General features: G+C 40.2%; 30 protein-coding genes. 18 read left to right on the top strand and 12 right to left on the bottom strand.

Going from position 1 to position 26,557, the window contains the following annotated elements; all coding sequences use genetic code 11:
- Window positions 1-3 precede the first annotated feature (3 nt).
- From pdhA to QUF49_RS16925, 9 genes are all read left to right on the top strand, one after another.
- Window positions 4-1,068 (top strand): pyruvate dehydrogenase (acetyl-transferring) E1 component subunit alpha, encoded by a 1,065-nt coding sequence (pdhA, locus tag QUF49_RS16965; protein WP_289496857.1) that lies wholly within the window; start codon window positions 4-6, stop codon window positions 1,066-1,068.
- A complete protein-coding gene (locus QUF49_RS16960; protein ID WP_289496856.1) occupies window positions 1,068-2,063 on the top strand; it encodes an alpha-ketoacid dehydrogenase subunit beta in 996 nt (331 codons plus the stop codon). The genes pdhA and QUF49_RS16960 overlap by 1 nt, the downstream gene beginning before the upstream one ends.
- Before the next feature lie 12 nt (window positions 2,064-2,075).
- Window positions 2,076-3,353: a dihydrolipoamide acetyltransferase family protein gene (locus QUF49_RS16955; RefSeq protein WP_289496854.1), complete on the top strand. Its 1,278-nt coding sequence runs from the start codon at window positions 2,076-2,078 to the stop codon at window positions 3,351-3,353.
- Complete coding sequence (lpdA, locus tag QUF49_RS16950) at window positions 3,354-4,787, top strand: dihydrolipoyl dehydrogenase (protein ID WP_289496853.1); 1,434 nt, start codon at window positions 3,354-3,356, stop codon at window positions 4,785-4,787.
- Between the two features lie 448 nt (window positions 4,788-5,235).
- Window positions 5,236-6,300, top strand: coding sequence for an undecaprenyldiphospho-muramoylpentapeptide beta-N-acetylglucosaminyltransferase (locus QUF49_RS16945; RefSeq protein WP_289496852.1), 1,065 nt, complete (start codon window positions 5,236-5,238; stop codon window positions 6,298-6,300).
- A gap of 89 nt (window positions 6,301-6,389) precedes the next feature.
- Entirely contained in the window at window positions 6,390-7,112 is a 723-nt protein-coding gene (locus QUF49_RS16940) for an AzlC family ABC transporter permease (RefSeq protein ID WP_289497687.1), read from the top strand.
- Entirely contained in the window at window positions 7,105-7,410 is a 306-nt protein-coding gene (locus QUF49_RS16935; protein ID WP_289496851.1) for an AzlD domain-containing protein, read from the top strand. The genes QUF49_RS16940 and QUF49_RS16935 overlap by 8 nt, the downstream gene beginning before the upstream one ends.
- 96 nt (window positions 7,411-7,506) lie before the next feature.
- The gene (locus QUF49_RS16930) at window positions 7,507-7,638 is read left to right on the top strand and encodes a hypothetical protein (RefSeq protein WP_289496850.1); all 132 of its coding nucleotides are present in this window, start codon (window positions 7,507-7,509) and stop codon (window positions 7,636-7,638) included.
- A 128-nt stretch (window positions 7,639-7,766) separates the two neighbouring features.
- On the top strand, window positions 7,767-8,633 hold the full coding sequence (locus QUF49_RS16925) for a Cof-type HAD-IIB family hydrolase (protein ID WP_289496849.1): 867 nt from the start codon (window positions 7,767-7,769) through the stop codon (window positions 8,631-8,633).
- Window positions 8,634-8,648: 15 nt separating this feature from the next.
- Here the strand turns inward: QUF49_RS16925 and QUF49_RS16920 are convergent, their stop codons facing one another.
- The gene (locus tag QUF49_RS16920) at window positions 8,649-8,780 is read right to left on the bottom strand and encodes a hypothetical protein (protein ID WP_289496848.1); all 132 of its coding nucleotides are present in this window, start codon (window positions 8,778-8,780) and stop codon (window positions 8,649-8,651) included.
- A gap of 337 nt (window positions 8,781-9,117) precedes the next feature.
- Here QUF49_RS16920 and QUF49_RS16915 point away from each other — a divergent pair, with 337 nt between their 5' ends.
- Window positions 9,118-9,957, top strand: coding sequence for a glycerophosphodiester phosphodiesterase (locus QUF49_RS16915; protein WP_425590503.1), 840 nt, complete (start codon window positions 9,118-9,120; stop codon window positions 9,955-9,957).
- Between the two features lie 29 nt (window positions 9,958-9,986).
- Here QUF49_RS16915 and QUF49_RS16910 read toward each other — a convergent pair whose 3' ends face one another.
- The 4 genes from QUF49_RS16910 to QUF49_RS16895 form a co-directional block, all read right to left on the bottom strand.
- Entirely contained in the window at window positions 9,987-10,679 is a 693-nt protein-coding gene (locus tag QUF49_RS16910) for a DUF421 domain-containing protein (RefSeq protein WP_289496846.1), read from the bottom strand.
- Between the two features lie 94 nt (window positions 10,680-10,773).
- A complete protein-coding gene (locus tag QUF49_RS16905; RefSeq protein WP_289496845.1) occupies window positions 10,774-11,832 on the bottom strand; it encodes a hypothetical protein in 1,059 nt (352 codons plus the stop codon).
- Complete coding sequence (locus tag QUF49_RS16900; RefSeq protein WP_289496844.1) at window positions 11,822-12,706, bottom strand: ABC transporter ATP-binding protein; 885 nt, start codon at window positions 12,704-12,706, stop codon at window positions 11,822-11,824. Before QUF49_RS16900 ends, QUF49_RS16905 begins: the two co-directional genes overlap by 11 nt.
- On the bottom strand, window positions 12,690-13,094 hold the full coding sequence (locus QUF49_RS16895; RefSeq protein WP_289496843.1) for a GntR family transcriptional regulator: 405 nt from the start codon (window positions 13,092-13,094) through the stop codon (window positions 12,690-12,692). The genes QUF49_RS16900 and QUF49_RS16895 overlap by 17 nt, the downstream gene beginning before the upstream one ends.
- Before the next feature lie 142 nt (window positions 13,095-13,236).
- Here QUF49_RS16895 and QUF49_RS16890 point away from each other — a divergent pair, with 142 nt between their 5' ends.
- Both QUF49_RS16890 and QUF49_RS16885 read left to right on the top strand, forming a co-directional pair.
- Window positions 13,237-14,064: an HAD family hydrolase gene (locus QUF49_RS16890; protein ID WP_289496842.1), complete on the top strand. Its 828-nt coding sequence runs from the start codon at window positions 13,237-13,239 to the stop codon at window positions 14,062-14,064.
- Between the two features lie 85 nt (window positions 14,065-14,149).
- Complete coding sequence (locus QUF49_RS16885) at window positions 14,150-15,415, top strand: M48 family metallopeptidase (protein ID WP_289496841.1); 1,266 nt, start codon at window positions 14,150-14,152, stop codon at window positions 15,413-15,415.
- A gap of 155 nt (window positions 15,416-15,570) precedes the next feature.
- On the opposite strand, the gene motB is transcribed toward QUF49_RS16885, so the two are convergent.
- Window positions 15,571-16,344, bottom strand: a complete 774-nt coding sequence (gene motB, locus QUF49_RS16880; RefSeq protein ID WP_289496839.1) for a flagellar motor protein MotB — start codon at window positions 16,342-16,344, stop codon at window positions 15,571-15,573.
- Window positions 16,337-17,122: a flagellar motor stator protein MotA gene (gene motA, locus QUF49_RS16875; RefSeq protein ID WP_289496838.1), complete on the bottom strand. Its 786-nt coding sequence runs from the start codon at window positions 17,120-17,122 to the stop codon at window positions 16,337-16,339. Before motA ends, motB begins: the two co-directional genes overlap by 8 nt.
- Before the next feature lie 224 nt (window positions 17,123-17,346).
- Between motA and QUF49_RS16870 the strand changes: the two genes are divergently transcribed.
- From QUF49_RS16870 to QUF49_RS16855, 4 genes are all read left to right on the top strand, one after another.
- A complete protein-coding gene (locus QUF49_RS16870; RefSeq protein WP_289496837.1) occupies window positions 17,347-17,919 on the top strand; it encodes an RNA polymerase sigma factor in 573 nt (190 codons plus the stop codon).
- A complete protein-coding gene (locus QUF49_RS16865) occupies window positions 17,897-18,649 on the top strand; it encodes an anti-sigma factor domain-containing protein (protein ID WP_289496836.1) in 753 nt (250 codons plus the stop codon). The genes QUF49_RS16870 and QUF49_RS16865 overlap by 23 nt, the downstream gene beginning before the upstream one ends.
- Window positions 18,650-18,856: 207 nt before the next feature.
- Window positions 18,857-19,411 (top strand): TlpA disulfide reductase family protein, encoded by a 555-nt coding sequence (locus QUF49_RS16860; RefSeq protein WP_289496835.1) that lies wholly within the window; start codon window positions 18,857-18,859, stop codon window positions 19,409-19,411.
- 256 nt (window positions 19,412-19,667) lie between these two features.
- Window positions 19,668-21,089 (top strand): ATP-binding protein, encoded by a 1,422-nt coding sequence (locus QUF49_RS16855; protein ID WP_289496834.1) that lies wholly within the window; start codon window positions 19,668-19,670, stop codon window positions 21,087-21,089.
- A 91-nt stretch (window positions 21,090-21,180) separates the two neighbouring features.
- Here QUF49_RS16855 and QUF49_RS16850 read toward each other — a convergent pair whose 3' ends face one another.
- The gene (locus tag QUF49_RS16850) at window positions 21,181-21,822 is read right to left on the bottom strand and encodes a CAP domain-containing protein (RefSeq protein WP_289496833.1); all 642 of its coding nucleotides are present in this window, start codon (window positions 21,820-21,822) and stop codon (window positions 21,181-21,183) included.
- Window positions 21,823-21,914: 92 nt separating this feature from the next.
- The gene (locus QUF49_RS16845) at window positions 21,915-22,445 is read right to left on the bottom strand and encodes a histidine phosphatase family protein (RefSeq protein WP_289496831.1); all 531 of its coding nucleotides are present in this window, start codon (window positions 22,443-22,445) and stop codon (window positions 21,915-21,917) included.
- Between the two features lie 91 nt (window positions 22,446-22,536).
- Here QUF49_RS16845 and QUF49_RS16840 point away from each other — a divergent pair, with 91 nt between their 5' ends.
- Together QUF49_RS16840 and QUF49_RS16835 are read left to right on the top strand one after the other, a co-directional pair.
- Window positions 22,537-22,719, top strand: a complete 183-nt coding sequence (locus QUF49_RS16840; RefSeq protein ID WP_289496830.1) for a hypothetical protein — start codon at window positions 22,537-22,539, stop codon at window positions 22,717-22,719.
- 52 nt (window positions 22,720-22,771) lie between these two features.
- Window positions 22,772-23,401 (top strand): hypothetical protein, encoded by a 630-nt coding sequence (locus QUF49_RS16835; RefSeq protein WP_289496829.1) that lies wholly within the window; start codon window positions 22,772-22,774, stop codon window positions 23,399-23,401.
- Between the two features lie 215 nt (window positions 23,402-23,616).
- Here the strand turns inward: QUF49_RS16835 and QUF49_RS16830 are convergent, their stop codons facing one another.
- From QUF49_RS16830 to QUF49_RS16820, 3 genes are read right to left on the bottom strand one after another with little or no spacing between them, the layout of a single operon-like run.
- Window positions 23,617-24,609 (bottom strand): NAD-dependent epimerase/dehydratase family protein, encoded by a 993-nt coding sequence (locus tag QUF49_RS16830; protein WP_289496828.1) that lies wholly within the window; start codon window positions 24,607-24,609, stop codon window positions 23,617-23,619.
- 12 nt (window positions 24,610-24,621) lie between these two features.
- Complete coding sequence (locus QUF49_RS16825; protein WP_289496827.1) at window positions 24,622-25,869, bottom strand: MFS transporter; 1,248 nt, start codon at window positions 25,867-25,869, stop codon at window positions 24,622-24,624.
- A 1-nt stretch (window position 25,870) separates the two neighbouring features.
- On the bottom strand, window positions 25,871-26,467 hold the full coding sequence (locus QUF49_RS16820; RefSeq protein WP_289496826.1) for an ArsR/SmtB family transcription factor: 597 nt from the start codon (window positions 26,465-26,467) through the stop codon (window positions 25,871-25,873).
- Window positions 26,468-26,557: the final 90 nt, after the last annotated feature.

Genomic DNA, 26,557 nt, shown 5'->3' with positions numbered 1-26,557 from the left:
ACCATGGAAAAGTTATTTCCGAAATTGCAGATCATTAATGAGAACGGCGAGTGGAATGATGAAACATACCGCGGTGAGATCACAGAGGAACTGACGAAAGAGCTTTATACGAAGATGCTTCGTTCAAGACTTTTTGACCGCAAAGGGGTAAACCTTCAGCGTCAAGGACGGATTGGTACGTACGTTCCGTTTGAGGGCCAAGAAGCGTCACAGATCGGAAGCGCCATGGCTATGGGTGAGGGTGACTGGATGTTCCCGACCTATCGTGATCATGCGGCTACAATGACTTTTGGACATTCGCTAAAAACACTCTTCCTTTATTGGAAAGGACGCCAAGAAGGGTGTATTCCGCCAGAAGGAAAGAACATATTCCCTCCAGCCGTTCCGATCGCGTCACAGCTTCTGCATGCAACGGGTGCAGCTTGGGCTGAAAAGTTAAAAGGAACAGACCGCGCTTCCATCGTCTACTTTGGTGACGGTGCAACTTCTGAAGGAGATTTTCATGAAGGATTGAACTTTGCGAGCGTGTTCAATGCACCTGTTATTTTCTTTAACCAAAACAATGGATTCGCGATTTCGGTTCCGATTGAAAAGCAGATGAAAAGTAAAACGATCGCACAGAAAGCGGTAGCTTATGAGATGGAAGGCGTTCGTCTAGACGGAAATGATGTGTTTGCTGTCTACTTCCACACGCGTACTGCAGTTGAACGCGCACGAAAAGGAGAAGGACCGACACTCATTGAGGCAGTAACGTGGCGTTATGGCGCACATACAACCGCTGATGATCCTTCTAAATATAGAAATCAAGACGAGTCAACAAGTCGCCGTGAAATGACAGATCCAATTTTACGACTAGAACGTTTTATGAAAAACGAAAACATGTGGGATGAGAAATGGGCTGCAGACCTCCAAGAATCACTAACAGCTGAGATAGAAGCAGCGGTAAAAGAAATGGAAGAGACGCCAGCACCACATTATAATGATGTGTTTGATCATGTTTTTGCGGAAAATCCTTGGCCGATTGAAAGCCAAAAGAAAGCATACGCTCATTCAAGAGGTGATCGCTAATGACAACGGCAGTTGATACGAAGAAATTAACGATGGTTCAAGCCGTAACAGACGGCATGAGAGTAATGATGAAAGAGCAGGAAAACGTAATCGTGCTTGGCGAAGACGTTGGTCAAAATGGCGGAGTGTTCCGTGCAACGGACGGCCTTGTTGCTGAATTTGGTGAAAAGCGCGTTATTGATACACCGCTTGCCGAGTCTGGCATTATCGGGACATCAATCGGACTTGCGATGAACGGATTCAAACCGATCGCTGAAATGCAATTCCTTGGGTTCATCTATCCAGCGTTTAACCAGATCATGACACATGCATCCCGAATTCGTGCGAGAACGCTTGGCGCTTTTACCGTGCCGATGGTCATTCGTGCACCTTTTGGAGCAGGCGTGCGCGCACCGGAAATCCACTCAGATTCCGTTGAAGCTCTATTTACGGGAATGCCAGGAATGAAAGTTGTTGTTCCTTCTAATCCTTACGACGCAAAAGGCATGCTGATTTCTGCGATTGAAGATCCAGACCCGGTTTTATTCTTAGAGCCGATGCGCTGTTATAGAAGTACAAAGATGGATGTTCCTGATGGCAAGTACAATGTTCCACTCGGAAAAGCAGCTCGTCTTCAGGAAGGGGACGATGTAACGGTTTTTGCATACGGTGCAATGATCGATGTCGTAATGAAAGCTGCGAAGACGGCAGAAGAAAAAGGCATTAATTGTGATGTGATCGACCTTCGTTCCCTTTATCCGTTAGATAAAGAGATGATTGCAGAGAGCGTTCAAAAAACAGGCCGTGCAGTAATTGTTCACGAAGCACCGGGAACCGGCGGACTTGGCGAGACCATCATGTCACTCATTAACGATACATCTTTCCTTTATATGAAAGCGCCAATCGAGCGCGTAACAGGGTTCGATACACCAGTACCGATGTTTGCACTGGAAGATCACTATCTGCCGAGCGCAGAACGTGTTGTGCAGGCGATTGAAAAAGTAACGCAATTTTAGGAGGTGAGTTCAGTGGTAGAAGTGAAATTGCATGATATCGGAGAAGGTATGCACGAGGGAGAAGTCATTCACTTTTTTGTTAAAACAGGCGATTCCGTAAAAATTGACCAGCCGCTAGTAGAAGTACAAACGGATAAAGTAACGGCAGAACTTCCTTCACCTGCAGCCGGAACGATTAAAGACATCAAAGTAAAAGAAGGTGATGTGGTAACAGTCGGATCGGTTATCTTAACGATCGAAGCGGCTTCAACACCAACGTCACCATCTTCAAAAGCAGAAGACAAGGTGAATGCTTCAGAACAGCCAGTCGTTGATAAAATCGTCAAAGCTCCAAGCAACACCACATTTGCAGGAGGCATCGCAACACTGAACAAGCGTGTTCTTGCAGCTCCTTTTACAAGAAAAATTGCTCGTGAGAACGGTGTGGATATTGAACAGATCACCGGCACAGGAGCTGGCGGGCGTGTAACCGATCAGGACGTGTATAACTTTATCGAGAATGGCTCAGTGCCAAAAGCAGAAGAGAAGATAGAGACTGAGGCTCCTGAAGAAGTGAATACAGCTCCATCATTTGCGACAAAAAATGCGGAAGAGATTCCGTTTAAAGGACGCAGAAAACAGATCGCCAAGAAAATGGTTCAATCTCTTGCGACGATTCCGCACGTTACCCATTTTGAAGAAATTGACGTGACGGCAGTAATGGAGCTAAAGAAACAGCTAAAAGCGATGGATCCTGAAAACAAACGCGGCATGAACGTGTCCGTTGCTGCTTTCTTTGTAAAAGCCATTCAAATCGCGCTAAAAGACTTCCCAATTTTCAACGCGAAGCTGGATGAAGAGAATGAAGTGATTCGATTAGAGAAAAACGTAAATATCGGCATCGCCACTGACTCTGATGAAGGTCTGATCGTACCGGTAATCTCTCATGTGGAACAGAGAAATGTAAGAGACATTGCGCATGACATGAAAGACAAAATCACGCGTGCTAAGACGAACAAGTTGAAGGGTTCAGATATGACGGGTGGCACGTTTACAATATCCAACGTTGGACCGCTTGGATCGATTGCAGCGACACCGATCATTAATCACCCAGAAGTGGCGCTTATGGCTTTTCATAAAACAAAGAAAACGCCAGTAGTTGTCGGCAACGAGATCGTTATCCGTTCGATGATGAACGTATCCATGTCGTTTGATCACCGTGTGGCAGACGGAGCAACGGCTGTTATGTTCACGAATCGTGTAAAAGAACTCATCGAGAATCCTTACTTCATGACACTGGAGCTGATATAGATGGTTGTAGGTGATTTTGCAACAAAACGACAGCTGGTGATTATCGGCGGCGGACCTGGCGGATACCATGCAGCGATCCGTGCGGCTCAGCTGGGAATGGAAGTCACGCTGATTGAAAAAGAAAAGCTAGGCGGTGTTTGTCTTCATAAGGGATGTATCCCTTCTAAGAGCCTGACGCAGACAGCAGCTAATTTTTCAGGATTGTCTCAATACAAACAGATGGGAATTTCGGTTCCAAACGCGAGTTTTGAGTATGATACGTTCACAAACTATTATTCTTCTGTTGTAGCTGGACTTCAAAAGGGAGTAGAAGCGCTGATTAAAGCGAACAAGATCGAGCATTTAACGGGTACGGCATCCTTTATGTCTGGTGAGAGAATCGGAATCGACTCTGGTCATCACTTTGAAATGTACGAATTCGAGCACGCTCTTATTGCTACGGGAAGTTCGCCGTTATTGCCAGATCACGCATCTCTATCTCACCGAGTGATGACACCGCATACGTTGTGGGAGCTGAACGAGGTTCCGGTAAGTCTCTTAATCTATGGTGAAGACTACTTCGCGTTAGAGGCAGCTATGGCATACAAGCAGCTTGGAAGTGATGTCAGTATAGTCGTTCCGGCTGAAGGCTTTGGTTTAGACGCTAGCATCGAAAAAGAATTGCAGCGTGTTTTGAAGAAAAACAAGATTAAAGTCTTTAAGAATCATAGTTGGGATAGCGCTGAGGAAACTGCTGATACCGTGACGGTAACGTTGACAAAAGACGGTGTTGAGAAAGTGTCGGTGGAGGCTACTCACGTATTGTATGCCGCTGGCTACTCGCCGAATGTTGATGGCCTTGGTCTTGAAGCGATTTCAATCGAACGTGACGAGAAAGGTTTTATTATCGTAAACGAACATAGCCAAAGTAGTGCAGGCAATATTTATGCAGCAGGGGACTGTACGATTGGAATGAAGTTAGCGTCAAAAGCGATTAAACAAGGAAAGACTGCAGCTGAACATATGGCAGGACTTCGTTCAGCGTTCAACTTAAGTTTGGTTCCTTATGTGGTGCACACGAATCCCCCGATAGCATCAGTCGGGCTGACAGAAAAACAGGCAATTGCTGAAGGATACGAAGTAAAAACCGGACAATTCTCTATGAGCGGCAACGGATTTGCTTCTATTCTTGGTCAAAAAGAAGGCCTGTCCAAGATGGTAATGGATGCGAAGAGCGATGTTGTGCTTGGTATTCATATGATGGGAGCGGGCGCTGTCGAGATGATCCAAGCAGGAACGTACGCACTGGAGATGGTTGCGCGTGAGGAAGATCTCGCTTATCCGGTATACGCACATCCTGCTTTGAACGAGGCATGGGTGGAAGCTGTTGAAAACGTGAGCGGAAAAGCGATCCATGTACCGCCAGCGCGTAAAAAAGAGAAAAGCTCAGTGTAAATGACGATGTGAAAAAAACGGTCTTATAGGCCGTTTTTTTGTTGGGCTTAAGGGTATATGGTTAACTGTGGTTTGTCGATGTTTGTCATCTCGCCGATATATGATCAATACTCGCCGTATTATCGCCAAAACTCGCCGGAATAAGTACGGAATTTCTAGAATTAATTCCTTGATTTCTCGAAATAGAGACACTGATACCCCAGCCTGTATCAGCAAAAACTCGTTTGATAAACTAAATGGCATCTATTCTAGGCTTTCGAAAGAATTTTTCAGTGATAATCCCTTAAACCTACAAAATAAATATCAAAAGTGTGAAACTCAATCAGAATTTACACACAATTATCACTCACATGCCATTTTCTTTTTTTGGCTACATATATTAAAATGGCGATAAGATAAAATCCGCTCTTAGCAAGCACGCGGATATAAAAGAAGTGAGGAATGCTGTTTGAAGAAATTAGTTTTAACGGGCGGTGGTTCTGCTGGACACGTAACCCCGCATCTAGCATTAATACCTAAATTAGAAAAAATGGGATGGGACCTGCATTATATCGGTTCTGTTGATGGAATAGAAAAAAGCTTGATTCAAGATGGCACAAACGTACCGTATTACGGGATTTCTAGCGGAAAACTGCGTCGCTATTTTGACTTAAAAAATATTAAAGATCCTTTTAAAGTTGCGGCAGGTGTTGCACAAGCTTATTTCAAGCTTGGCAAAATTAAGCCTGATGCTGTTTTCTCAAAAGGAGGTTTCGTAGCTGTACCAGTTGTTATTGCTGCACGGATGCGAAACATTCCTGTTTACATTCATGAATCCGATATTACACCAGGTCTTGCTAATAAAATTTCGTCTAAGTTTGCTTCAAAGATTTTTGTTACGTTTGACGAAGCCAAAAAACATTTTGCAGCAGGGCAAGCCATTGTAACTGGATCACCTATTCGCGATGAGCTTCTGCAAGGCTCTAAAGAAAAAGGACTTTCTTTCTTGGGATTCAGAAGCCATCTGCCCGTCTTAACTATTATGGGTGGAAGCTTAGGGGCGCGAAAAATTAACGAAGCACTTCGTGAAGGACTGCCTGAACTGCTTCGTTCTTATCAAATCGTACACATTTGCGGAAAAGGAAACCTGGATGAAAGCTTGCAAAACACGGAAGGATATCGTCAGTTTGAATATATTCAAAGTGAATTGCCAGATGTTGTTGCTGCGACAGACTTCGTGATTTCGCGCGCTGGATCGAACAGTATCTTTGAATGGCTGACACTCAAGATTCCGATGCTGCTAATCCCGCTTTCAAGAGCGGCGAGCCGGGGAGATCAGATTCTTAACGCTCAATCTTTTGAAAAACAAGGCTATTGTCACGTTTTGTATGAAGAAGAACTAACGAAAGCCACGCTGATTTCTTCACTAAAAGACTTAAAGGTTGATCAAGAGAATATAAAGCGAAACATGGAAAGCTTTAAAGCGTCTGATAGTGTGGATCTAATTCTTCGTACGATTACAGGCGAGAAGTAAAATAAATTGTAGGGGGTCTGTCCCGGGGACAGACCCCCTACAATTTAGACACAATTCATACCATACAAAGACGGAGATGAACAAAGATGATGCCAAGCCCTGCTTTACACAGAGAACAAACTTCTGGTCATTGGAAAAAGGGTATACAAGCGGGTTTGCCGATTGCGATCGGCTATATGCCTGTTGCGTTCACATTTGGTTTACTTGCTAAAGCTGCAGGTTTAAGTCTTTTTGAAACAGTAGGAATGAGTATTATTGTATTTGCCGGTGCTTCTCAATATATTGCTTTATCGATGATTGCTGCAGCGAGCGGAGCCGCAGAGCTGATTCTCACAACGTTCATCATGAATATCAGACATCTTCTGATGAGTGCTTCTCTTAAAGAAAGGGCGGAAGAAGACCCAAAATGGTTAAAAGCGATATATGCTTTTTTCATTACGGATGAAACCTTTTCTGTTGCTGCAACTTCACCTGAGAAAAAGATAACAGGAAGCTATTTGCTTGGTCTCGGACTTGTTGCATATAGCTGCTGGGTTGTGTTTTCAGGTGTGGGATATGTGATGGGATCAGGCTTGCCACAGTCCCTTCAAAACAGTATGGGTATAGCACTTTATGCAATGTTTATTGCACTGCTCGTACCAGCAGCCAAAAAAAGCAGGAAGGTTATTGCTCTAGCAGCAAGTGCAGCGATTTTAAACTGTTTTTTCTCACTGATTCCAGCTTTAAGCGGTGGCTGGGGTATTATTTTATCAACGATTATTGCAGCTGTATCAATTGAGTTTTTCATAAAAGGGGATGAAGAGAGTGAGTGACCAATTAATATGGGTAATTATCGGAATGGGAATCGTAACCTATATTCCAAGAATGCTCCCACTTGTCCTTTTTCACACGAACCATCTTCATCCCAGAGTGCAAGGGATCTTAAAAAACGTACCATTTGCCATATTAGGTGCTTTAATTTTCCCCGGAGTATTAACGATTAATTCAGAATCGTATCTATATGGCTTGATTGGAGCAATAGCTGCATTTATCGCAGCGTGGCTGAACTTGAATGTTATTCTCGTGGTGTTATCCTCCATCTTAGTTTTGTACGGTTATACGTTCTTGTAGTATATTGTCATAATTTACTTTGTGAATAATTAACCTTATGAATTGATTTGTGAAAAAGACGGGCGTATAATCACAAGTAAAAGGAGGAGATACGAAATGCCTCATTTAATTCGATTTTTACTTATAGGAGTATTTTCCGTCTCAGCATTATCTGTTCTGTCTTTCCAAGCAGTTGAAATTTTTCATGCCGTAACAGAAATGGTTCAATCATTTATTTATAAAGATTAATTTATTGTAAAATCGGAGAGCTATGTATAGCTCTTTTTTTTTGTTAATTGATAAGCTTCAAATAATGATTAGCACCCTTTCATTTAGGGGTAAACTTACTAATGGACTAAGCAATAAAGGATGATTAGATGAAATTAATAGCAATTGATATGGATGGAACTTTAGTTAATAAGCAGTTAAAAGTCACAAAAGAAAACAGCGAAACGATCTTAAAAGCTGTAGAAGAAGGACATCATGTTGTGATTGCAACAGGACGATCTTATGATGAAGCAAGACATGCATTAGAAGATGCTGAGCTGCATTTGCCGCTTATTTGTGTCAATGGGGCGGAAATTAGGTCTCCAGACTGGGAAATCCTTTCTTCTATCCCTCTAACTTTTGAGCAATATGAAGATATAAAGAAGATCTTGGATAAAGAAGACATTTATTATGAGTTATACACGAGTAAAGGTACGTACACGGATAATCGTGAAAAAGCGTTTGAAGTCATGAAGGATATCATTTTAACTTCTAATCCTGAAGCAACAGATGACGATGTTGAAAAAGCAGCGCTCCGCCGTTTTCGTTTGGGGCTTGTAAGTGTTGTAGGAGATTTTAATAAGCTAATGGATGAAGAAGATCTAGAAGTATATAAATTCTTAGCATTCTCTAGCGACACAGCAAAACTTCAACGAGCATTTCAGCACTTACAAGGTGTAGGTGAGCTCGCTGTCAGTTCATCTGCTGACAACAACTTAGAAATTACAAACAGTGAAGCACAAAAAGGGGTAGCTTTAAAGAAATACGCAGAATTAAAAGGGATCTCTTTAGAGAATACGATGGCAATCGGCGATAACTACAATGATGTGTCCATGCTCGAAATTGCAGGGTTTCCAGTAGCGATGGGAAATGCAGTCGATGAAATCAAAGAAATGGCTGCATTCGTAACGAAGGAAAATGACGAGAGCGGAGTAGCGTTTGCTATTAAGAGGTTTTTAGATAAACCTTATTTTTAAAAGCTGTTTGCGCATTTAATGATGTATATGTGAGTAGTTGATTTCCGTTTCAGATGCTCGCTTTCCGCGGGGCAGGCGGTGAGCCACATTTGTACGTTTCACTCTTAAGTGTCTCACCTGCCCGCCTGTCCCCCAGGAGTCTCGCATCCTACACTCCAATCAACTTGTCAGTGAAGTCTTTTATGCAACTTATAATGGCTCTTTACTATTTTGAATTTCAAGAAGCCACTTCCTTTCCACGGTGCGTGTAACGAAGTAGAGGCACGTTTCCTTGCGATTCTCAATTAACCTGCAAGTGAGGATAGAAAAGAAAATAAACTGACAAAAGCTGGTTCGAACATGACGAACTGGCTTTTTTTATATACAATATCTTTACATGCGGTTTACCCTCGTGTAAACGTACTTTTATACTCCCTTGTTAAAGTGGCATAGTAGTTCACTTATAACAAAGGGAGAGTGCAATATCGTGAAAAAAGCATTCAAAATGACTGTAGGAGCACTTGCTTTAAGTCTGAGTTTCATAGGAGCTGATCTTACTGTGGCTGACGCGAAAGAGAAAGATAAAGAGATTCTTAATGTAGCACACCGAGGAGCTTCTGGACATGCACCGGAACACACGATTACTTCTTATAAAATGGGAGAAAAAATGCATGGCGACTATATTGAAGTCGACCTCCAGATGACAAAAGACGGCGAATTGATTGCGATGCATGACGAAACACTTGACCGTACAACAAACGGAACAGGTGAGGTTAAAGATTATACGCTAAAAGAGATTAAAGAGCTTGATGCAGGCAGCTGGTTTAATGAAAAGTATCCAGAGAGAGCAAAAGCTGAGTACGAAGGTCTTCAAGTTCCAACGTTAGAAGAAGTGTTCCAAACGTTTGGTAAGAATGCGAATTATTATATCGAAACAAAATCACCAGAAGTATATCCAGGTATGGAACAAAAACTTGTAGATGTCGTAAATGAGTATGGCATTAATAAAGACAAGCTTTTAGTCCAATCGTTCAGCTCTGAAAGCTTATTGAAGATGAATCAGATCGACCCTTCTGTAAAATTAGTGCAGCTTATGTGGTACACATCTCCTGCAGGATTATCGGATGCAGAAGTACAAGCCATCAAACAATATGCCATTGGGATTGGGCCAAATAGCTCTATGATCAACAAAGAATACGTACAAAAAGCGGTACAAAACGGACTCGAGATCCATCCGTATACTGTAAACGAAAAAGAAGAAATGCAAAAGCTGATTGATTGGGGCGTAACAGGGATGTTCACAAACTTCCCAGACCTTCTGCATGAAGTGAAAAAAGGAAAATAATAATGAAGAAAGCAGCTGATTACGAAAAGTCAGCTGCCTTTTTCTTTTTCCACAAAAAACACTTCACCGTCATCCTGCAGCTGAGCAAAGAATACTTCTTTCGCATCCTGAAAACCGGCACTCTTAAGCTGGCTAATAAACCATTCATCAGAAAGATTGTATTCGTTAAAAGGCAGATCTATTTTTTCTCCGTTTGAAATCAGCATGGTAGGCAAATATAGAGGTGCTTCTGGCGGAATATTTAAATCTTCTTTTGTGACAGAATCTTTGAGCGGCTTCTTCAGGATACTCAACTGGCCGTTCGGTTCCATGATGGCATATTCCACATCTGTGATGTCAAAGACTGAGCTAATCCTAAGCAGCATCAATAGATCGTCCATCGACATCTGCATTCGTTTAAGTTCCTTTTGCATCAGCTGTCCTTTTTTTATTAAAATTGTTGGCTGGCTCTTTGTCAGTTTTGTGAGGAGAGGTGAGTGCCGGTTAAGAAATTCAATACCAAATACCGCTATCGCCCAAAAGGAGAGAGAAGCTAAACTTTCCCACACGGTGATCTCTTTATGAACGACCATATCCCCGATAATATTACCCATCGCGATTCCAGTTGCATAGTTAAAAAACGTTAGTTCACCGAGTTGCTTTTTGCCAAGCAGCCTCATTAATAAAAGTAAAAAGGCAAAGCCAAGAACGGTTCTGTAGATGGTAATTAAGATTCCTTCCAAAGTCATCCCTCATTTTAAACATGCTGTTAACAGGATGCCCAAAGAAAAAAGAGGCAAACAAAAAAGAGCGGCCAGGATTAGCCGCTCTTAAACATTACTTTCCGAATTGCATACGTATATGAATTAATTTTTTTAACATAAGGAAAGCCAGCACACCGCCAATTGTTGCGGATAAGTAATACCCTATAAGAGAAGGTGAATTGTAACCGCCAAAAATGCCGCCTCCGAGCATTCCAAATGTTAAGGCAAAACATAGTATTACACCAAAAGTAAAGAATCCTCTTCCCCTTTCAAAAACTAGTAATCTGCCATTGTTTTCGTTTTTCGTTCTGCTAAACAGATAAGTACCGATGAAAACGGAGATGACCGTGTATATTAAAGGGATGAAAAGCATAACAAATGGTATTCGGTTTACTGAATTCATCTCGTTCCCGGCTGATACGTCAACAAAATACCTGAAGTCTATTATTGACATCGGAAGCGTTAGACTAGTAATTATATCTTTGAAGGCTTGTGTGCTTTCAAGATTATTCACATTGTACAGTGACACTCCATGAAATTCTAAAAAGTTTATAATTAACATTAAAAATCCTATCGGGAAAAATAAAAATATTCCGCTAAGCAACAATTGAGAGACAAGGCTGCCTGCAATTGTTCCTATAAAAAGGCTAAATGAAAAAATGGCGATAGAAAATGGGATTACAATGGTCATAAATTCTAGAATAAAAGTAGAATTCACGACTTCTGATAATATCGTAAACTTCACGATTAGCATACATAATAACAAATTTAGAAGCAGTCCTGAAATGATATGAACGACCCCGAACATCCATTTTGATAGAAAGATATCTTTACGTTTGAATGGCAGTGAGAATGTTAGGTCAGTGGCATGAGTAGTTCTTTCACTGCCTATTAGAAGAGCAGCCAGACCTACAATTAAGAATAAAAATAAAACAATATCCGCTCCTATAAAATGAAAGTTTAAGTAATAGTTTTCAGGCGAATCAGGATACGGATTACGCTTCTCGGCTAACATGCTTTGGGCTTTACCGAAAAACGAATACGGTAAAAAGAGGAACAATGAAATGTAAATCGCCCATACTGCAGGGCTTCCGAGTTTTTGATTTCTCATCCACAATGCTTTATGAAACATGTGATTCACCTCCAAGTGATGAAATAAAAATGTCTTCAAGTGTCATAGGAAGCTCTTCTATTAATAAAGGATTTTCCTGGTGCAATTTATTAAGTGTCTCGTCAATGTTTCCTTTAATCATCAATGTATACACACGTCCTGTTTGATTCAGGATGTTCACATTATTTAGGTGAGCAACCTTTTCTGGCAGTGAGTGTTTATAAACGACTTGAATTTTTCTAAACGAAGATTTGGCATCTTCTATTGACGTGGTAGACTCAATTCGTCCTTCTTTAATCATGATCAGCAAATCTGCCATCTTTTCGACTTCTTCTAAATGGTGGGTCGAAATAAGCACGCACAATTGTCTCTCGCTTACTTCTTCTATGATAAATTGCAGAATGTTTCGTTTTACGATCGGATCGAGTCCGTTTGTCGGTTCATCTAAAATGATAAGATCGGCTTTTGTTGAAAAGGAAAGAATCATTAAGAAGAGTGCCTTCATTCCTTTTGAATATGTCCGTAGCTTTTTATTTTTCGGAAGCTTAAAACGGTCTAATAGTGAGTAAAAATACATCACATCAAAATCTTTATAGATGGCATCATAAAGCATGACAATTTCCTTAACGCTATAGCTTTTTAAAATTTCAGTTGAGTCTGGTACATACGTAATTCTCTGCTTAATCTGAGGTTCTTGATGAATATCGGTTTCGTTATAAAGTACTTTTCCTTCATCAGGATCTAAAATCCCAGCGATAACGCGAAGCAGTGTAGATTTCCCGACACCGTTTCGGCCTACTAGACCTGCAATGGTACCAGGCTCAAGTGTAATATTCACATCATTTAAAACGATATTTCCTTCTATTGTTTTACTAACATTACTTACTTTCAGCATGACCGTTTTTCCCTCCAAGCTCTTCTGAATATTTCTCTAGCCATTTTAATAACGTTTGGTTGTCGATGCCCAAATAGGAAGCTTCAATCATTAGCTGTTTGAGCTGTTGCTTAAGTTCAGTTATCTTCTGGTCATCTGCTCTTGGTATGATCGAAGCTGATACGTATGTTCCTTTTCCGCGCAACGTTTCAATAATTCCTTGGCGCTCTAATTCTTGATAGGCTTTGCTCACTGTATTTGGATTGATTAATAATGTAGCTGATAGCTCTCTTACCGAAGGCAATTTATCTTCTGGTAACAAAATTTCCTTCAATATCAGTTCCTTGATCTGATGGACAACTTGTTCCCAAATGGGAGTATTGCTTCGGGGATCTAAATTTAAAATCATATTTATCCCACCTTTATATACTATATGTGTATTACTGTGTATAGTACACTTATAACATACAAGATAAGTAAATTTCTGTCAACGTACTTTTCTTTACTTTTTGAAATGGGGAAAACTACAATAAATAGGAGGAGGGATGTACGTGAAACACATAATTGATGAAGCAAAGCTGCTCATATTCGATCTTGACGGAACTTTATATGAGGATACAGATCATTTTGATTATTACTGCCGTTTGCTGCAACAAAGGGTACCTGATGAGAAGAAGCAAGCCTTTTGGGATACATATGAGAACATGAAAAATGGTAAACACCCTGTTGCTATCGGAAAAGTGTATGATATCCAAAACGATGCGAGTGTCACGGTTGATCCTATGACGCTTCAAGTGACGAAGGTGTCGTCATTTGACGGTCAAGAGTGGCCAGATGAAAAGATCAAAAAAGAATTCTCAGGTGAACTGGTTTATGATTTTGAACGATTGATTGCAATAGGAGATGGCTGGTGGCTTCCTTATGCAACTGCGATGCACTTCGGATTAAAGCAAGCTGACACGTGGGAGTGCTACAACGCAACAAAAGAATATATGGTAACCAATCAGTTTGAACTGACGAAAACACCTGGACTCAAACAGGCATTAAAACGCTTGAGGGGCGAAAAAAAATTAGTCCTTTTAACAAACAGTGAGAAAGAAGACGTTAACCGTTTATTAAAAGAGCTGCAGCTGGATGGCCTGTTTCATCGTTTATATACAGAAGGTGAAAAACCGCTTAAGACAAAAGAAAAGATGCAAGCCATTTTAGACGAATTTGAAATACAGCCTCATGAAGCCGTATCGATTGGTGATAATTTTATTAACGAAATTGCACCAGCACTTCTCATGGGGCTAAAGGCTATTTATATTCAGCCAAACCGTATCGAGGTAGAGCATGACAACTTGCATATCGTACCAACACTTGCTAATGCTCTGTAAATTTTATGAAGTATTTTTGAAAGCTTGTTCTAATTTGGACAAATCGCCCTACACTTTATAGTAGGTATAAAAGGGGGCGTAGGCTTTGAAAAAATCGTTCGTGTTTGTACTCGGCTTTGCGATATACGCTGGATTGATGTGGTTTTATCTTTTTCAAGGAGCAGACTCAGCATTGCCTGTTCACTTGAAGGGATCTGCTGCAGATCCAGCTGTATTTATGACTGACCGGGAACTGGAGCTAAGTACAGACTTTTCAAGAATAAAAGATTTTATATACTTTATTTCCGTTCCGCTTGAGTGGTTAATTTACCTGTTTGTTCTAGGATTTGGTCTTTCTAAGTGGTTCCGCAAAGCATCTAGTGGATTAACGAAGTTTTCCATCGTTCATACAGGAATTTATGTGCTTCTTCTTTCATTTGCTAGCTGGGTACTAACTTTTCCGCTGCGCTATTATAGTTTTACAGTCTCAAAAAGCTTCAATATATCTGTGCAATCGTTCCATAGCTGGATGAGAGACGGACTTGTGGATTTCTGGATCAGCTGGCTTTTGACAACCGTGATGGTAGCAGTGATGTACTGGCTCATTAAGAAATACGAAAAAAGATGGTGGCTATACGCTTGGCTGCTATCCATTCCATTTACCGTATTTATGTACTTTATTCAGCCAGTGGTGATTGATCCGCTTTATAATAAATTTTATCCGCTGCAGGATGAAGTGTTAAAAGACAAGATTCTGGATATTGCAGAAAGAGCAGACATTCCTGCAGAGAATGTATATGAAGTGAACATGTCAGAAAAAACGAACGCTCTTAATGCCTATGTAAATGGGATCGGTTCAAATTTAAGGATCGTTCTTTGGGACACAACGCTCAATAAGTTAACCGATAACCAAGTGTTGTTTGTAATGGCCCACGAGATCGGCCATTATGTGATGAACCATCTTTATTGGAATTTGATATCGTCAATCGTCCTTTCGTTTTTAGGGCTGTGGCTTGGAAATATAATCTATCGAAAATGGATAGATAAGTATGGAAAGTCATGGGGAATAAAAGGAGCAGGGGATTTAGCTGCATTGCCCGCATTGCTTTTGATTTTTTCGTTGTTGAGTTTTGCCGTGTCTCCTGTAGAGAATGCCGTGTCTCGAAAAGCGGAACGTGATGCAGATTTGTATGCCATTCAGATGACAAACGATTCGAAAGCCGCGGTAGGTGCTTTTCAAGAACTTGCGACAGTCAGTTTAAGTGAAGTGAACCCGCCTAAAATCGTGAAGTGGTTTTTATATGGCCACCCGACCATGTTAGAGCGCATTCATTTCTTAGATAGCTATAAAACGACTAAAATGACTGAATAAAAATGAAAACTGGCTCTTCTGGGGGTGGAAGCCACCTCTGAGAGCCAGTTTTTATGTGTTTTTATAGAGTTATTTCATTCAGATGAGCAATTCTCGGACTTTATGAGCGATTCTCAGACTTTATGAGCGTAGCCAATAGAGATACCTTCCTTCTTCTACTTCACTGCTTGCAGGCTTACATTAGGCAGCACGAGTACTTCAACGCGGCGGTTCTTGCCACGGCCTTCCGCTGTTTTATTATCTGCTTTTGGACGATACTCGCCATAGCCGCTTGCGCTCACTTGGTTGGGCTTCAAACCTGGATTCTCCAATAGGACCCGCATGAAGTTGATTCCTCTGAACGCGCTCAGCTCCCAGTTGGATTGAAAGGTAGACGTACTGATCGGCACGTTGTCCGTGTGGCCTGCAATAACAATGTTTCTTGGGGGCGTGGTAACGAGGAGATCTGATAGCTTCTTGCCGATCTCCCTTGAACCAGGTTTAACGGTCGCACTTCCCGAATCGAATAAAGCATTGTCTAAAATGGTAATCAATAATCCGTTCTCTGTCAGTTTTGTTTGCAGACTGGAGGTTAGTTGATTCGCTTGGATGTAAGCATTGATTTTTTTCTCCAGTTCTTCTAAAGCTTCCAGTTCTTTTTTCGCTTCTTCAAGACGATCTTTTTCTTCCTTAGATATTACTTCTTTTAAAGCATCAGGTATCGGAGTGGAGTCAGGTGTAGGAATTGGTGCCTGTTCTTCCATGACGCCGGTACCGCTAGTAAATTCATTTCGGAATGCACTGGCCATTTGCTTAAACTTTTGAGCATCGATCTCACTCATCGCAAATAGAACAATGAATAGCGCTAATAATAACGTAAGCATGTCGGCATAAGGGATGAGCCAGGATTCGTCCACATGCTCCTCATGATGCTTTTTCTTTTTAGCCAACAGAACCACCCGCTTTGTATTGATCGCGTTCGCTAGTCGGAATATACGTTAACAGTTTTTCTTCTAAAATTTTTGGAGAAGTTCCATCTTGAATGGATAACAAACCTTCAATCATGATCTCTTTGATCATGACTTCTTTTTTTGACTTGCGCTTCAATTTATTAGCGAAAGGGTGCCATAACACGTATCCGGAAAAAATACCGAAAAGCGTTGCGATAAATGCAGCAGAAATGGCTTTACCCAGTGCAGTAATATCGGCCATGTTGCTGAGTGCTGCTACTAATCCTACTACTGCACCTAGAACACCTAGTGTTGGAGCATATGTACCAGCTTGCGTGAAAATGGTAGCGCTGCTTGCATGTCGATCTTCCATCGTTTCAAGGTCCTTCATCAGAACGTCTTTAATAAATTCTGGCGGCTGACCGTCTACGATCATTTTGATTCCTTGCTGTAAAAAAGGGTCATCCACTTCTTCTGCTTTTGGCTCTAATGCAAGTAAGCCTTCTTTACGGGCAATCGTAGCCCATTCAATAAAAATGGTGATTAGATCTTTCATATCAATAAGTTTTTGTTCTTGAAATAAAATCTTAAAAAGTGCAGGTATTTTTTTGATTTCATTCAGTGGAAATGCAATAAGTATGGTTGCAGCGGTCCCTGCAAAGATGATCAGCAATGCTGCTGGATTCAGCAGAGAAATCGGACTGACCCCTTTTAATACCATCCCGACCCCAACGGCTACAATGCCTACAATGACCCCAATTAAGCTTGTGCGATCCATAATGATGTGCCTCACTTTATCTTTAAATTCTGTATCTAAAACGCTGAGCTATATTTTCTTTTATATCGGAAAGATAAAGGGAAACTTAATGATAAAAGATGGAAAATATGTGATCTGAATCGTTTTTTAAAACGTTAGCTATATATATCCATCTTAAAAAAAGACAAGTACTGTCTCATTTTGATATGATAAAACTATTATGTGTGCAGTAAAGGAGACAAAAGATGGGTAGACCTTCTGATTACGAACTATATCAAAAGGTTCAGGAAGAAAATAAAGAAGCCCTTGAAATGCTCTATGATCGATACGAAAAGCTATTGTTTTCTTTTTCATATAAAATGTTGAAACAAAAAGAGTTAGCTGAAGAAGCGGTTCAGGACGTTTTTATGAAACTGTGGCGAAAAAATGGAATCTATTCAGAGGATAAAGGGAAGTTTTCTTCATGGATTTTAACAGTAACAAGAAATGCCTGCATCGACTTAATACGGAAACAGCAGAAAAATGAAGTTGAAATACTTGAAAAAGATTTAGATTATGAACGTACAGAAAGCATAGAAGAGACTGTAACTTGGAACGAAGAAAGAGAAGTATTGAAACAGGCCGTTTCCACCTTAACGGAAGAGCAGCAAGATATTGTAGATATGTTCTATTTTAAAGGGTATTCTCAATCAGATATCGCTGAACGAAAGAATCTTCCACTGGGAACGGTAAAAGGCAGGATACGCTTAGCGCTGAAACACTTAAAAAAGATTTATGCAGAGAGGGGGGATAAATATGGAACAGAAAATGTGCGATAATCTGCTCGATTATTATAACGGAATATTAGAAGATAAAGAGAAGGAAGCATTTGAACGCCACTTAAAAGAATGCAGTGCTTGCCAGGAAGAATGGGCTGAATGGCAAGAGCTAACAGCAGATCTTCCATATTTATCAGAAGAGGCAGACCCTCCAGTTGGTATGAAAGAACGTATATTAGCAAGTGTAACTGCGGATCAAGATTCAATGTCAAATAAGCCCAAGCCAATCATCAAGACTGATAGCTCTAGAAAGGAAATCACACCTGCTTATAACAGAAAACCACAAACATGGATGACTGGGCTTCTAGCCGCTGGACTTCTTTTATCATTAGGCACGAACGCTTATTTATATAATGAGAACAACAAAAATGAGCAAGTCATTCAAGAACAGATCAATAAAACATTCAAGACCGTACAGCTAGCTTCAGAAGAAACAAAGTCAACAGGTGTCGCTTCAATGGTACAAGAAAATGAGACCATGAAACTTGTCGTTCACACCCACAACTTAACCCAAGTTAAAGGAACTGAAACGTATCAAGTTTGGCTGATCGAAGGAGATAAACAATACAGAGCTGGAACATTTACACCTGATGAAAATGGCAATGGTGCAGTTGTTTTCCCAGTAACGTTTGAAGGTGAACATCAGTGGGATGCTGTCGCGATCTCTCATGAACCTACTCCAAACAGCAAAAAACCTAAAGGCACTATTGTAATGGCTTCTAACTTATAAATTCAAAGGGAACAACAGCTTAAACATAAGTTGTTGTTTTTTTGGTCTTTTTTAAAGGTTCATGGCACGCTCCCCGCACGTTCTTCTAAAAAATGTAGATGCCTGCAGAAATTGGCAACAATAGCTTTTTTGTTACATTACTTTGCAGTAGGATAAATAAATCCTCTATAATAAAAAAGTGAATCAACGTGAAAAGAGGATTGAACAGTGAAGATAAAATCGATTGTGATCATGCTTATATTTGCGGGATTAATCGGTCTTGCTTTTTATTCGGCTCAAGAGGAAAAGGAAGAGCCCGAAACAGTGGAAAACACAACGGATGAAGATACAGGACTTAAACCAGGAAGTAAAGCGCATGATTTTTCATTAAAAACGCTGGATGGAAAACAAATTCAATTAAACGATTACCGCGGTAAAAAGGTGATCTTAAACTTTTGGGCAACGTGGTGTCCTCCTTGCAGAGAGGAAATGCCAGAGATGCAAAAGTTTTATAGTGATTACAAGGATAAGAACGTAGAAATTCTCGCAGTAAATCTAGCGTATGCTGAAACAAAAAAAGAAAAAGTGGGCGAATTTGTCGAGAAATATGATCTTTCATTTCCGATTCCGCTTGATGAAAAGAATACGACAGGAAAACAATATCGAGCTGTTTCGATTCCGACAAGCTACTTTATCGACGAAAATGGAAACATCACAAACTTCCATATAGGTCCTATGGATTATGAATTTATGAAAGCAGAAATAATCAAGATGAATAGGTAAGTATTGTTTTAAAGCCTTTGTAGAAATTTCTCAAAGGTTTTTTATTGTTTTTAATTTCAGGTGAAAACCTTTTACTTCAGAAAGTAATTCAAAAGACCTGTATCAGCAATTTGAAAAAATGGGAAAGTCGACCAATAGGGAAAAGCTATAAATTTGTCGAAATAAAAATATTAGCGAAAAAAAGGAGAGGTTGTTTAATTGACGTAACAGCCCAAGCAAACCGATTTTGATTCTGTAAGAAGAAGGGGACTACTTAATGAACAAGCAATATGAAGAAGTTGAAATAAAACGTATTGCCGATTTTCATAACACACTTTCCCATTGCCCGATCCATCTTTTTGGACTGAAAAGAGATGGTGAAGGTGACTATAAGTTTACATATTCTGCGGGATCCATGCTTGACGGACTTGGAGTTTCGGTAAAACCCCTGCCAGGAACCAGTTTAAAAGAACTTTATTCAAAAGAATTAATCGCTGAATGGACAGATCAATTGGAAAAAGCTTTTTCAGGTAAAACACAAACCGCAGATATTAATTTAGGTGTAAGGTCAATACGTACAACCATATATCCGGTAATAGGAAAAAACCACGATGTACAGGAGGTTGTGGGTACATCTTACATGACATCAACTACTGATACAGAGATGACGCAGGACCAAAATTTGAAAAAGTTTAAACAATTGTTTAACCATGCGCTAGAAGCAATAGTTTTGTGCAGATCGAATATGGAGATCGCAGAAGTCAATGACCGTGCATGTGAGCTTCTGCAGCTTTCTAAAGAGGAACTCATCGGAAGAAGTGCTGAAGAATTTTTTGTGAGAAATGGCAGAGCAGCAATCAGAAAAAAATGGGAAGAAGTATTGCATGGAAAAAAGATTACAGGAGAGTTTCGCTATCGAACTCCTGACGGTTTTGTAAGAGAAATTGAATACTCCTGTCAAAAAGATATAGTAGACCATCTGCATGTAACTATTTTAAAAGACGTAACAGACCAAAAGCTAACAGAACAAAAATTATTAAAAGCTGAAGCGTTAAATGTTGTAGGGGAGCTCGCAGCTGGCGTAGCACATGAAATTCGCAATCCTTTGACATCGTTGAAAGGTTTTGTTCAGCTTATTCAAAATCAAACCAATGAATTTAACCAATATTTATCGATTATCTTGTCCGAAGTGGATCGAATAGAGCATATCATTAAAGAGTTTCTAGTCCTTTCAAAAAGTAATTCCCAAAACTTTAAAATGGCCTGTATTACCGATATCATTAAAGATACAGTTGATTTATTGAACACACAGGCTATTATGAAAAATATCGAAATAAAAACAGAGCTTGAGGATCAGATGCCGCTTGTTTTTTGTGACTCTATGCAGCTTAAACAAGTGTTTATAAATTTTGTAAAAAACGCGATCGAAGCATCTTCAATTGGAGATTGCGTAAAAGTAAGCATGAGGCTGTCTGATGATAAGAACAACATTCAAATTCAAGTACGTGACTATGGGTGCGGTATGGATGAAGTCGTTCTTAAAAAAATTGGGAAGCCTTTTTTTACAACAAAAGAAGAGGGTACGGGGCTTGGGATGATGGTAAGCACCAATATTATTAAGCATCATAACGGGAAGCTAGATGTGAAGAGTAAGAAGGGAAAAGGCACCACCTTTATGATTACGATTCCGGTTAAATAGAATGTTTTTGATGAAAGGCTGGTTTCCCACTCCAGGGTGCTTAGTGCCAATAAAAAAAGCTTTCCCGATTTGGGAAAGCTTTTTGTCGTTATTATCCTTTGAACAATTGAACGAACATTTTACCATATTGTCCACCGTCAACTACACCAATACCAACGTTTGTGTAGTCAGACTTAAGGATGTTTTCACGGTGACCTTGAGAGTTCATTAGGCTAGTGTGAGCACCTTCAACAGAAGAGTTTCCTGCTAGGTTTTCACCAGCTGTTTTATATTCAACACCAAATTGCTTCAACATATCAAATGGAGAACCGTATTTTGGTGAGTTGTGGTCGAAATAGTTGTTGTCGATCATGTCTTTTGCTTTAACACGTGCAACTTTTGTTAATTCTGGGTCAGCTTTTAATGCTGGTAAACCTTGTTTTTCACGCTCTTGGTTTACTAAATCAAGCATTTGTTGCTCTTGTGCAGTAAGTTCTGCACCTGCTTCAGCTTTTGGTGCTTCCTGTGCTGGAGCTTTTGTCTGCTCTTGCTGTGGAGCTGGAGCTGGAGCCGGAGCTGGAGCCGCTTGTTGTTGTTGTGGAGCTGGTGCCGGAGCAGCTTGAACTTGTTGCTGCTGTTGTGGCTGATTATTATTTGAAGAAGCGAATGGGCATGTAGATGCCGCTTCTGAGATTCCTGCGTTTGCGCCGAATAGGGAAGCGCCTAATACTGATGCTACTACTAATTTTTTCATAAGATGTTTCCCCTCCTAATAAATTATCTTACGTGTACAGGTTTCGGGACTTTTGTAGGAGGGTTGGGGGTCTGGAATTAACTACCAGTTTATTACACCCACAACTTGGATACATCTTTTAATGACACGTCAATTAGATAAACATCTGGGTTCGATAACAGCTCCCATTCTTTAAAACCAAAAGAAGGCTGGTACAAATTAATCATAAGGCTTAACAGATTTCCGTGCGTCACAATCAGTGCCGATTGATATGATTTAGATTGCAGGTCATTAATGAAGGAAGTGATTCTTTCTTTTGCTTCGTATGTGGACTCACCACCAGGGAACTTTAAATGTTCTTCTATATATGTACGTTCTAGATTTGATCGCCAATTGGGATCATTTTCACTAGAAAGGATTCGTTCAGCCAGTCGTTCATCTACCTCTATAGATCGATCATTTAATTCTGCAAATGGTTTAATGGTGTTTATAGCTCTTTTAAAAGGACTCGAGATGATACAATCAAAGTGCTGATCCTCTAAAAAGGCAGCCAATTCTCTAGCTTGCTGCTCACCTTCAGCAGTTAATGTAGCATTACGTTCCTGACCTTCCGCTTTGCAATGTCTAATTGCAGTAATCTTCATGGATTCATCCTTCTTTCTAATAGGAATTACTTAAAAGTGTGTATTTTATCTTTTAATCATTTTCTTCTTTGACAGTTGAATGAAGTAGAAGGTGGGAGACTCCTGCGGGACAGGCGGGCAGGTGAGACACTTAAAAGTGAAACGTTACGAATGTGGCTCACCGCCTGCCCCGCGGAAAGCGAGCACCTGGAACGGAATTCAACCACACCCAAAGCAACAAAGCTTACAAAAGAGCTTTTTATTTAAACAGTTGTTTAATCATTCGAGACGTTAAACCTAAAACCTTCCCGAATACTATTAATGTTGAAACTCGAAGGGAGATTGTCATGTATCCGGAATTAAATCATTTTAAACAAATGAAAAAAGAATACGATATCGATATAGCACGTGCGCAAGAAAAGTGGCAGCAACTACATAAACAAAAAGAATGGTCTTCTAATGAATATGAAGAATTGCTAAACGCTTATGGTGTTAGAAATTCAAAAATCACGATGGATGATCTGACTGAAGCAAAGAATAAGTATCTTTTAGCTATGGAAAAAGAACGAAACGCCATGGAGCATTTGGACGATTTAAAAGACAATCGTGACGACAGGTTATCCGAGTATTTAAAAACGGTCTATTCTTCCCGCGACAGAGAACTTGAGACTGCAAAAAACAGTATGGAGAAGAAAATTACTCAGCTAGAGCGGTTAAAAGCGGAATATTTGATGATGGTTCAGCAGATTCAAGAAATACATGCATACCGTCAATCCGTTGAAAAAGAAACAAATGAGGCTATTACAAGTTATCAGCAATCGTACGAACCAAAGGAGATCTTGCCTTTATATCCAGCATTGTCGCGATTAGAAATTCCACTATCAGACATTCAGTTTGTCTTTCAAAAAGGGGAGCTTCCTGAACACTTAAACAAATATTTTCAATTTAACGATGAACAAAAACGTTTTCCTAGATAAAAAAAAAGCCATAATCCTTTTGAAAGGATTATGGTAAAGAAAACCGAACGCATGATGAAGAAATGGGGGGTAGGGAATTGCTCTGCCGGCCTCTTGCCGACAGGAGAGATTTTGTATCTCACAATCCTACTATATGTCTCTAGGGGACAAATGGTATGGACAAGTGCCATGGGCATTCATGTATTTTTAGTTGAAGATGCGAAAAAAATGGAGTTTTATTCTTTCACTTGATCTTTCCATTTCTGCAGCAATTGTTTTTCTTTATCTGGATGCAGCCCAGCTCTCCACTCATCAGGTTTTAGGTTTCTAGCTTGTGACCATTTTGCTGTATCTTGGATGGTTTCTTCTACTGGACGGAAAATTAGTCCTTTGTTTATCGCCTTAGAGTCATCCGCATAATCTAACCCTCTATATTCATCACTTGCGATCCAGAGGGGGATTTCCATCCACTCGCCAACCTTTTCTTTTAATAAGTACGATTCAAAAACAGGAACAATTCTAGACTTTGCGTGATCCGTTATGCATTTTTTCACAAACTCATTAAAATTGTACCTTCCCCCAACAGCTTGAAAAGTGCCGCTCTCTTCATTTTCAGCCATCAAAACAATCCAATTCGCTAAATCGCGTACATCGATGAATCGAACTGTAGGATCTTTCATATCAGGGATCAAGATTTCTCCGCCTTGAACACCTCGATCTGGCCAATACGTAAACCGATCAGTATAATCGTTAGGCCCGACAATTAATCCAGGACGAATTACTAAAGCCTGATTCTGAAAAACTTTAATCACTTCTTGTTCACATGCTGCTTTAAGAGCTCCATAATTTTCACCAATTTCGGTTATATCCGGATTCGCAAGGGCAGCAGTCTTTGCTTCTTCCGTAAGATATCGTACGGATTGATCTTCATAAACGGAAACAGAAGAAATAAAAATGTAAGATTTCGTGTTTTTATGGAGAGCTTCAGCGGTTTTACGAACTTGTTTCGGAAAGTACCCGCAAGTATCAACAACAACATCCCAAGTGCGCTTCTGCAGTAACGACAAGTCTTCATCTCTGTCACCAATGATTTCCTGAATATTTTCCTGACTGCCTTTTTCTGCTGTGTTTCCTCTATGAAACAAAGTAACCTCATGGCTGTTGCTTTTAAAGGAATCTGCTAAATGTTTCCCTAAAAAACGTGTACCGCCAATAATTAATACCTTCATCCAATCCACCGCCTATTCCATTTTTCTTAAAGCAGGAAGTTTCCACATGATTAAAACATTTACAAGAATTAAAGAGAGTGCACCGCCAGCCATAATCTTATCGATAGTGAAACCGTATGAGATCAATATGGATGTTGCTGCGAGAGATAATGGGGCGAGACCCATACTTGCCATCGTAAGCAGTCCCATCAAACGGCCAAGCAGTTTTTTATCTACAGAAGACTGTACCGCTGAAATGAGCGGAATATTTGTAGCCGGGAATGTGATTCCAATAAAAAAGATCGCGAACATGCAAGCGTAAAGAGATGAACTTTGACTAAACAAGAAAAAGAAAACGTTCATGGTGAAAAGCGAGAGAGTTACCATAAGACCTCGCCTTTTCTTAATGTTTAAAATTCCGATGATCACTGAACTGATAAGCATGCCGGCAGCCATGGACCCTTCAATAAAGCTGAAATCCAATGCGCTGCCGTCGAGAACATTTTTTACAAAGATCGGCAGACCCATCATTAAAGGACCGACAACGAAAACATTTAGAAAAATCGTACTTAAGAATAGTGCTTTTAAAAAGGCAGAACTCTTTACCACATCAAGGCCTTCTTTAATGGATTGCCACATGCCAGACTTTTTTGAACTAGAGCTCTCCGAAGCTGGAACATTGAGCAGGAAGGCAAGAACAGCAGATAGAAGAAGCATGAATGCAGGCACCCCAAATGAAAGAAAGTAACCTCCACTGCTCGCGACAAGTAGCCCGCCAATCATCGGTCCGAGAATGAGAGAGCTCTGCTGAGTGGTTTGAATGACTGAGTTTGCACGTGTTAGCTGGGAATGATCAACGACATTAGGTAATAAAGATCCGTTCGCCGGCCAGACAAAGGCATCAAGTGCGCCAAAAAACAAACCGAAAATGATAAAAGAGAGAAGGGATAGATGTCCTGTTGCGAGCATAATCAACAATCCAACTAATAGAACAGTTCTTAAGAGATTAGAGACGAACAAAATTTTAGTTCGGCTGACTCGATCTGCTAAAACGCCTCCAATGGCCATAAATAAAATACGAGGCACGTTCGCTGCGATAAATACGATTCCGAGCGACGCTTCTTTGTCGAGAGTTTTTACGACATACCAGCTTTGTGAAAACTGAAAAATAGCGATGGAAAATGAAGAACAAATCGTGATTGCCCATATGAACAAAAAAGAACGCTGTTTAAAAAGAGATCCTTCAATATTTTTATCCTGTACCGTCAGTGCTTGTGTCATTTCAATCAAGCTCCTCTTCTGGATATGGTGTTTCTTTTAGAGGGAATGAGAGCATGAAGTAATGATAAATCTCGCCATCCTCACGTTCATTCTTTTTAAACTCTGAGATTAACTCGGAAATTTCTTTTGCTTTTTCATGAAGCTGTTTAACTTGGTCAGAAGACAGTTTCACATGCCTATATCCAAATTTAAGAGGGGAATCTGTATAGGCCAGCACTTCAGGATCCAGCTTGCGAATCATCGATTTAGTTTTTTCGAGAGATACAAGAATGTTTTCTTTTAGCGCATCAGAGAGTTCATCTTTTACTGCATTACGCTGATCAGGCAAAATTTCAGCTATTGAAAATGAATGAGCTACAGGTCTGTAGAACTTTTGTATAATGCCATTCTTTTCTTCGGTGCGTTCAACCACTATCAAGCCAACGCGTTCCATTTCTTTTAGATGATAGTGAATTTTAGGTGCAGGTACTTCTAAAAGGTCAGATAGGATTTTTCCGGTCTTTGCTTCATCTAAGATCTCCCAAAGAATTTTAATGCGAAGCGGGTCAGAAATAACCTTTAGCTGTTCTACTTCACGTATGTGGTAAATTTCTTTCATGTTCAACACTCCTGAAACGTTCAAATTTATTTGAATGTATCATAATGTAATTTTATGCCAATAGTCAACATGTTTGCACATTATTTGTAA

It is taken from the genome of Fictibacillus sp. b24 (assembly GCF_030348825.1).
In the GTDB taxonomy this organism is placed as follows: domain Bacteria; phylum Bacillota; class Bacilli; order Bacillales; family Fictibacillaceae; genus Fictibacillus.
This window is presented reverse-complemented; position numbering and strand designations above follow the sequence as displayed.

What these genes read in the sequence shown, in the direction of transcription:
- pdhA (WP_289496857.1), top strand. Translation starts at nt 4, where the DNA reads ATGGAAAAGTTATTTCCGAAATTGCAGATCATTAATGAGAACGGCGAG.
- QUF49_RS16960 (WP_289496856.1), top strand. Translation starts at nt 1,068, where the DNA reads ATGACAACGGCAGTTGATACGAAGAAATTAACGATGGTTCAAGCCGTA.
- lpdA (WP_289496853.1), top strand. Translation starts at nt 3,354, where the DNA reads ATGGTTGTAGGTGATTTTGCAACAAAACGACAGCTGGTGATTATCGGC.
- QUF49_RS16940 (WP_289497687.1), top strand. Translation starts at nt 6,390, where the DNA reads ATGCCAAGCCCTGCTTTACACAGAGAACAAACTTCTGGTCATTGGAAA.
- QUF49_RS16930 (WP_289496850.1), top strand. Translation starts at nt 7,507, where the DNA reads ATGCCTCATTTAATTCGATTTTTACTTATAGGAGTATTTTCCGTCTCA.
- QUF49_RS16925 (WP_289496849.1), top strand. Translation starts at nt 7,767, where the DNA reads ATGAAATTAATAGCAATTGATATGGATGGAACTTTAGTTAATAAGCAG.
- QUF49_RS16920 (WP_289496848.1), bottom strand. Translation starts at nt 8,780, where the DNA reads ATGCGAGACTCCTGGGGGACAGGCGGGCAGGTGAGACACTTAAGAGTG.
- QUF49_RS16915 (WP_425590503.1), top strand. Translation starts at nt 9,118, where the DNA reads ATGACTGTAGGAGCACTTGCTTTAAGTCTGAGTTTCATAGGAGCTGAT.
- QUF49_RS16905 (WP_289496845.1), bottom strand. Translation starts at nt 11,832, where the DNA reads ATGTTTCATAAAGCATTGTGGATGAGAAATCAAAAACTCGGAAGCCCT.
- QUF49_RS16900 (WP_289496844.1), bottom strand. Translation starts at nt 12,706, where the DNA reads ATGCTGAAAGTAAGTAATGTTAGTAAAACAATAGAAGGAAATATCGTT.
- QUF49_RS16895 (WP_289496843.1), bottom strand. Translation starts at nt 13,094, where the DNA reads ATGATTTTAAATTTAGATCCCCGAAGCAATACTCCCATTTGGGAACAA.
- motA (WP_289496838.1), bottom strand. Translation starts at nt 17,122, where the DNA reads ATGGATCGCACAAGCTTAATTGGGGTCATTGTAGGCATTGTAGCCGTT.
- QUF49_RS16870 (WP_289496837.1), top strand. Translation starts at nt 17,347, where the DNA reads ATGGGTAGACCTTCTGATTACGAACTATATCAAAAGGTTCAGGAAGAA.
- QUF49_RS16865 (WP_289496836.1), top strand. Translation starts at nt 17,897, where the DNA reads ATGGAACAGAAAATGTGCGATAATCTGCTCGATTATTATAACGGAATA.
- QUF49_RS16855 (WP_289496834.1), top strand. Translation starts at nt 19,668, where the DNA reads ATGAACAAGCAATATGAAGAAGTTGAAATAAAACGTATTGCCGATTTT.
- QUF49_RS16850 (WP_289496833.1), bottom strand. Translation starts at nt 21,822, where the DNA reads ATGAAAAAATTAGTAGTAGCATCAGTATTAGGCGCTTCCCTATTCGGC.
- QUF49_RS16845 (WP_289496831.1), bottom strand. Translation starts at nt 22,445, where the DNA reads ATGAAGATTACTGCAATTAGACATTGCAAAGCGGAAGGTCAGGAACGT.
- QUF49_RS16835 (WP_289496829.1), top strand. Translation starts at nt 22,772, where the DNA reads ATGTATCCGGAATTAAATCATTTTAAACAAATGAAAAAAGAATACGAT.
- QUF49_RS16830 (WP_289496828.1), bottom strand. Translation starts at nt 24,609, where the DNA reads ATGAAGGTATTAATTATTGGCGGTACACGTTTTTTAGGGAAACATTTA.
- QUF49_RS16825 (WP_289496827.1), bottom strand. Translation starts at nt 25,869, where the DNA reads ATGACACAAGCACTGACGGTACAGGATAAAAATATTGAAGGATCTCTT.
- QUF49_RS16820 (WP_289496826.1), bottom strand. Translation starts at nt 26,467, where the DNA reads ATGAAAGAAATTTACCACATACGTGAAGTAGAACAGCTAAAGGTTATT.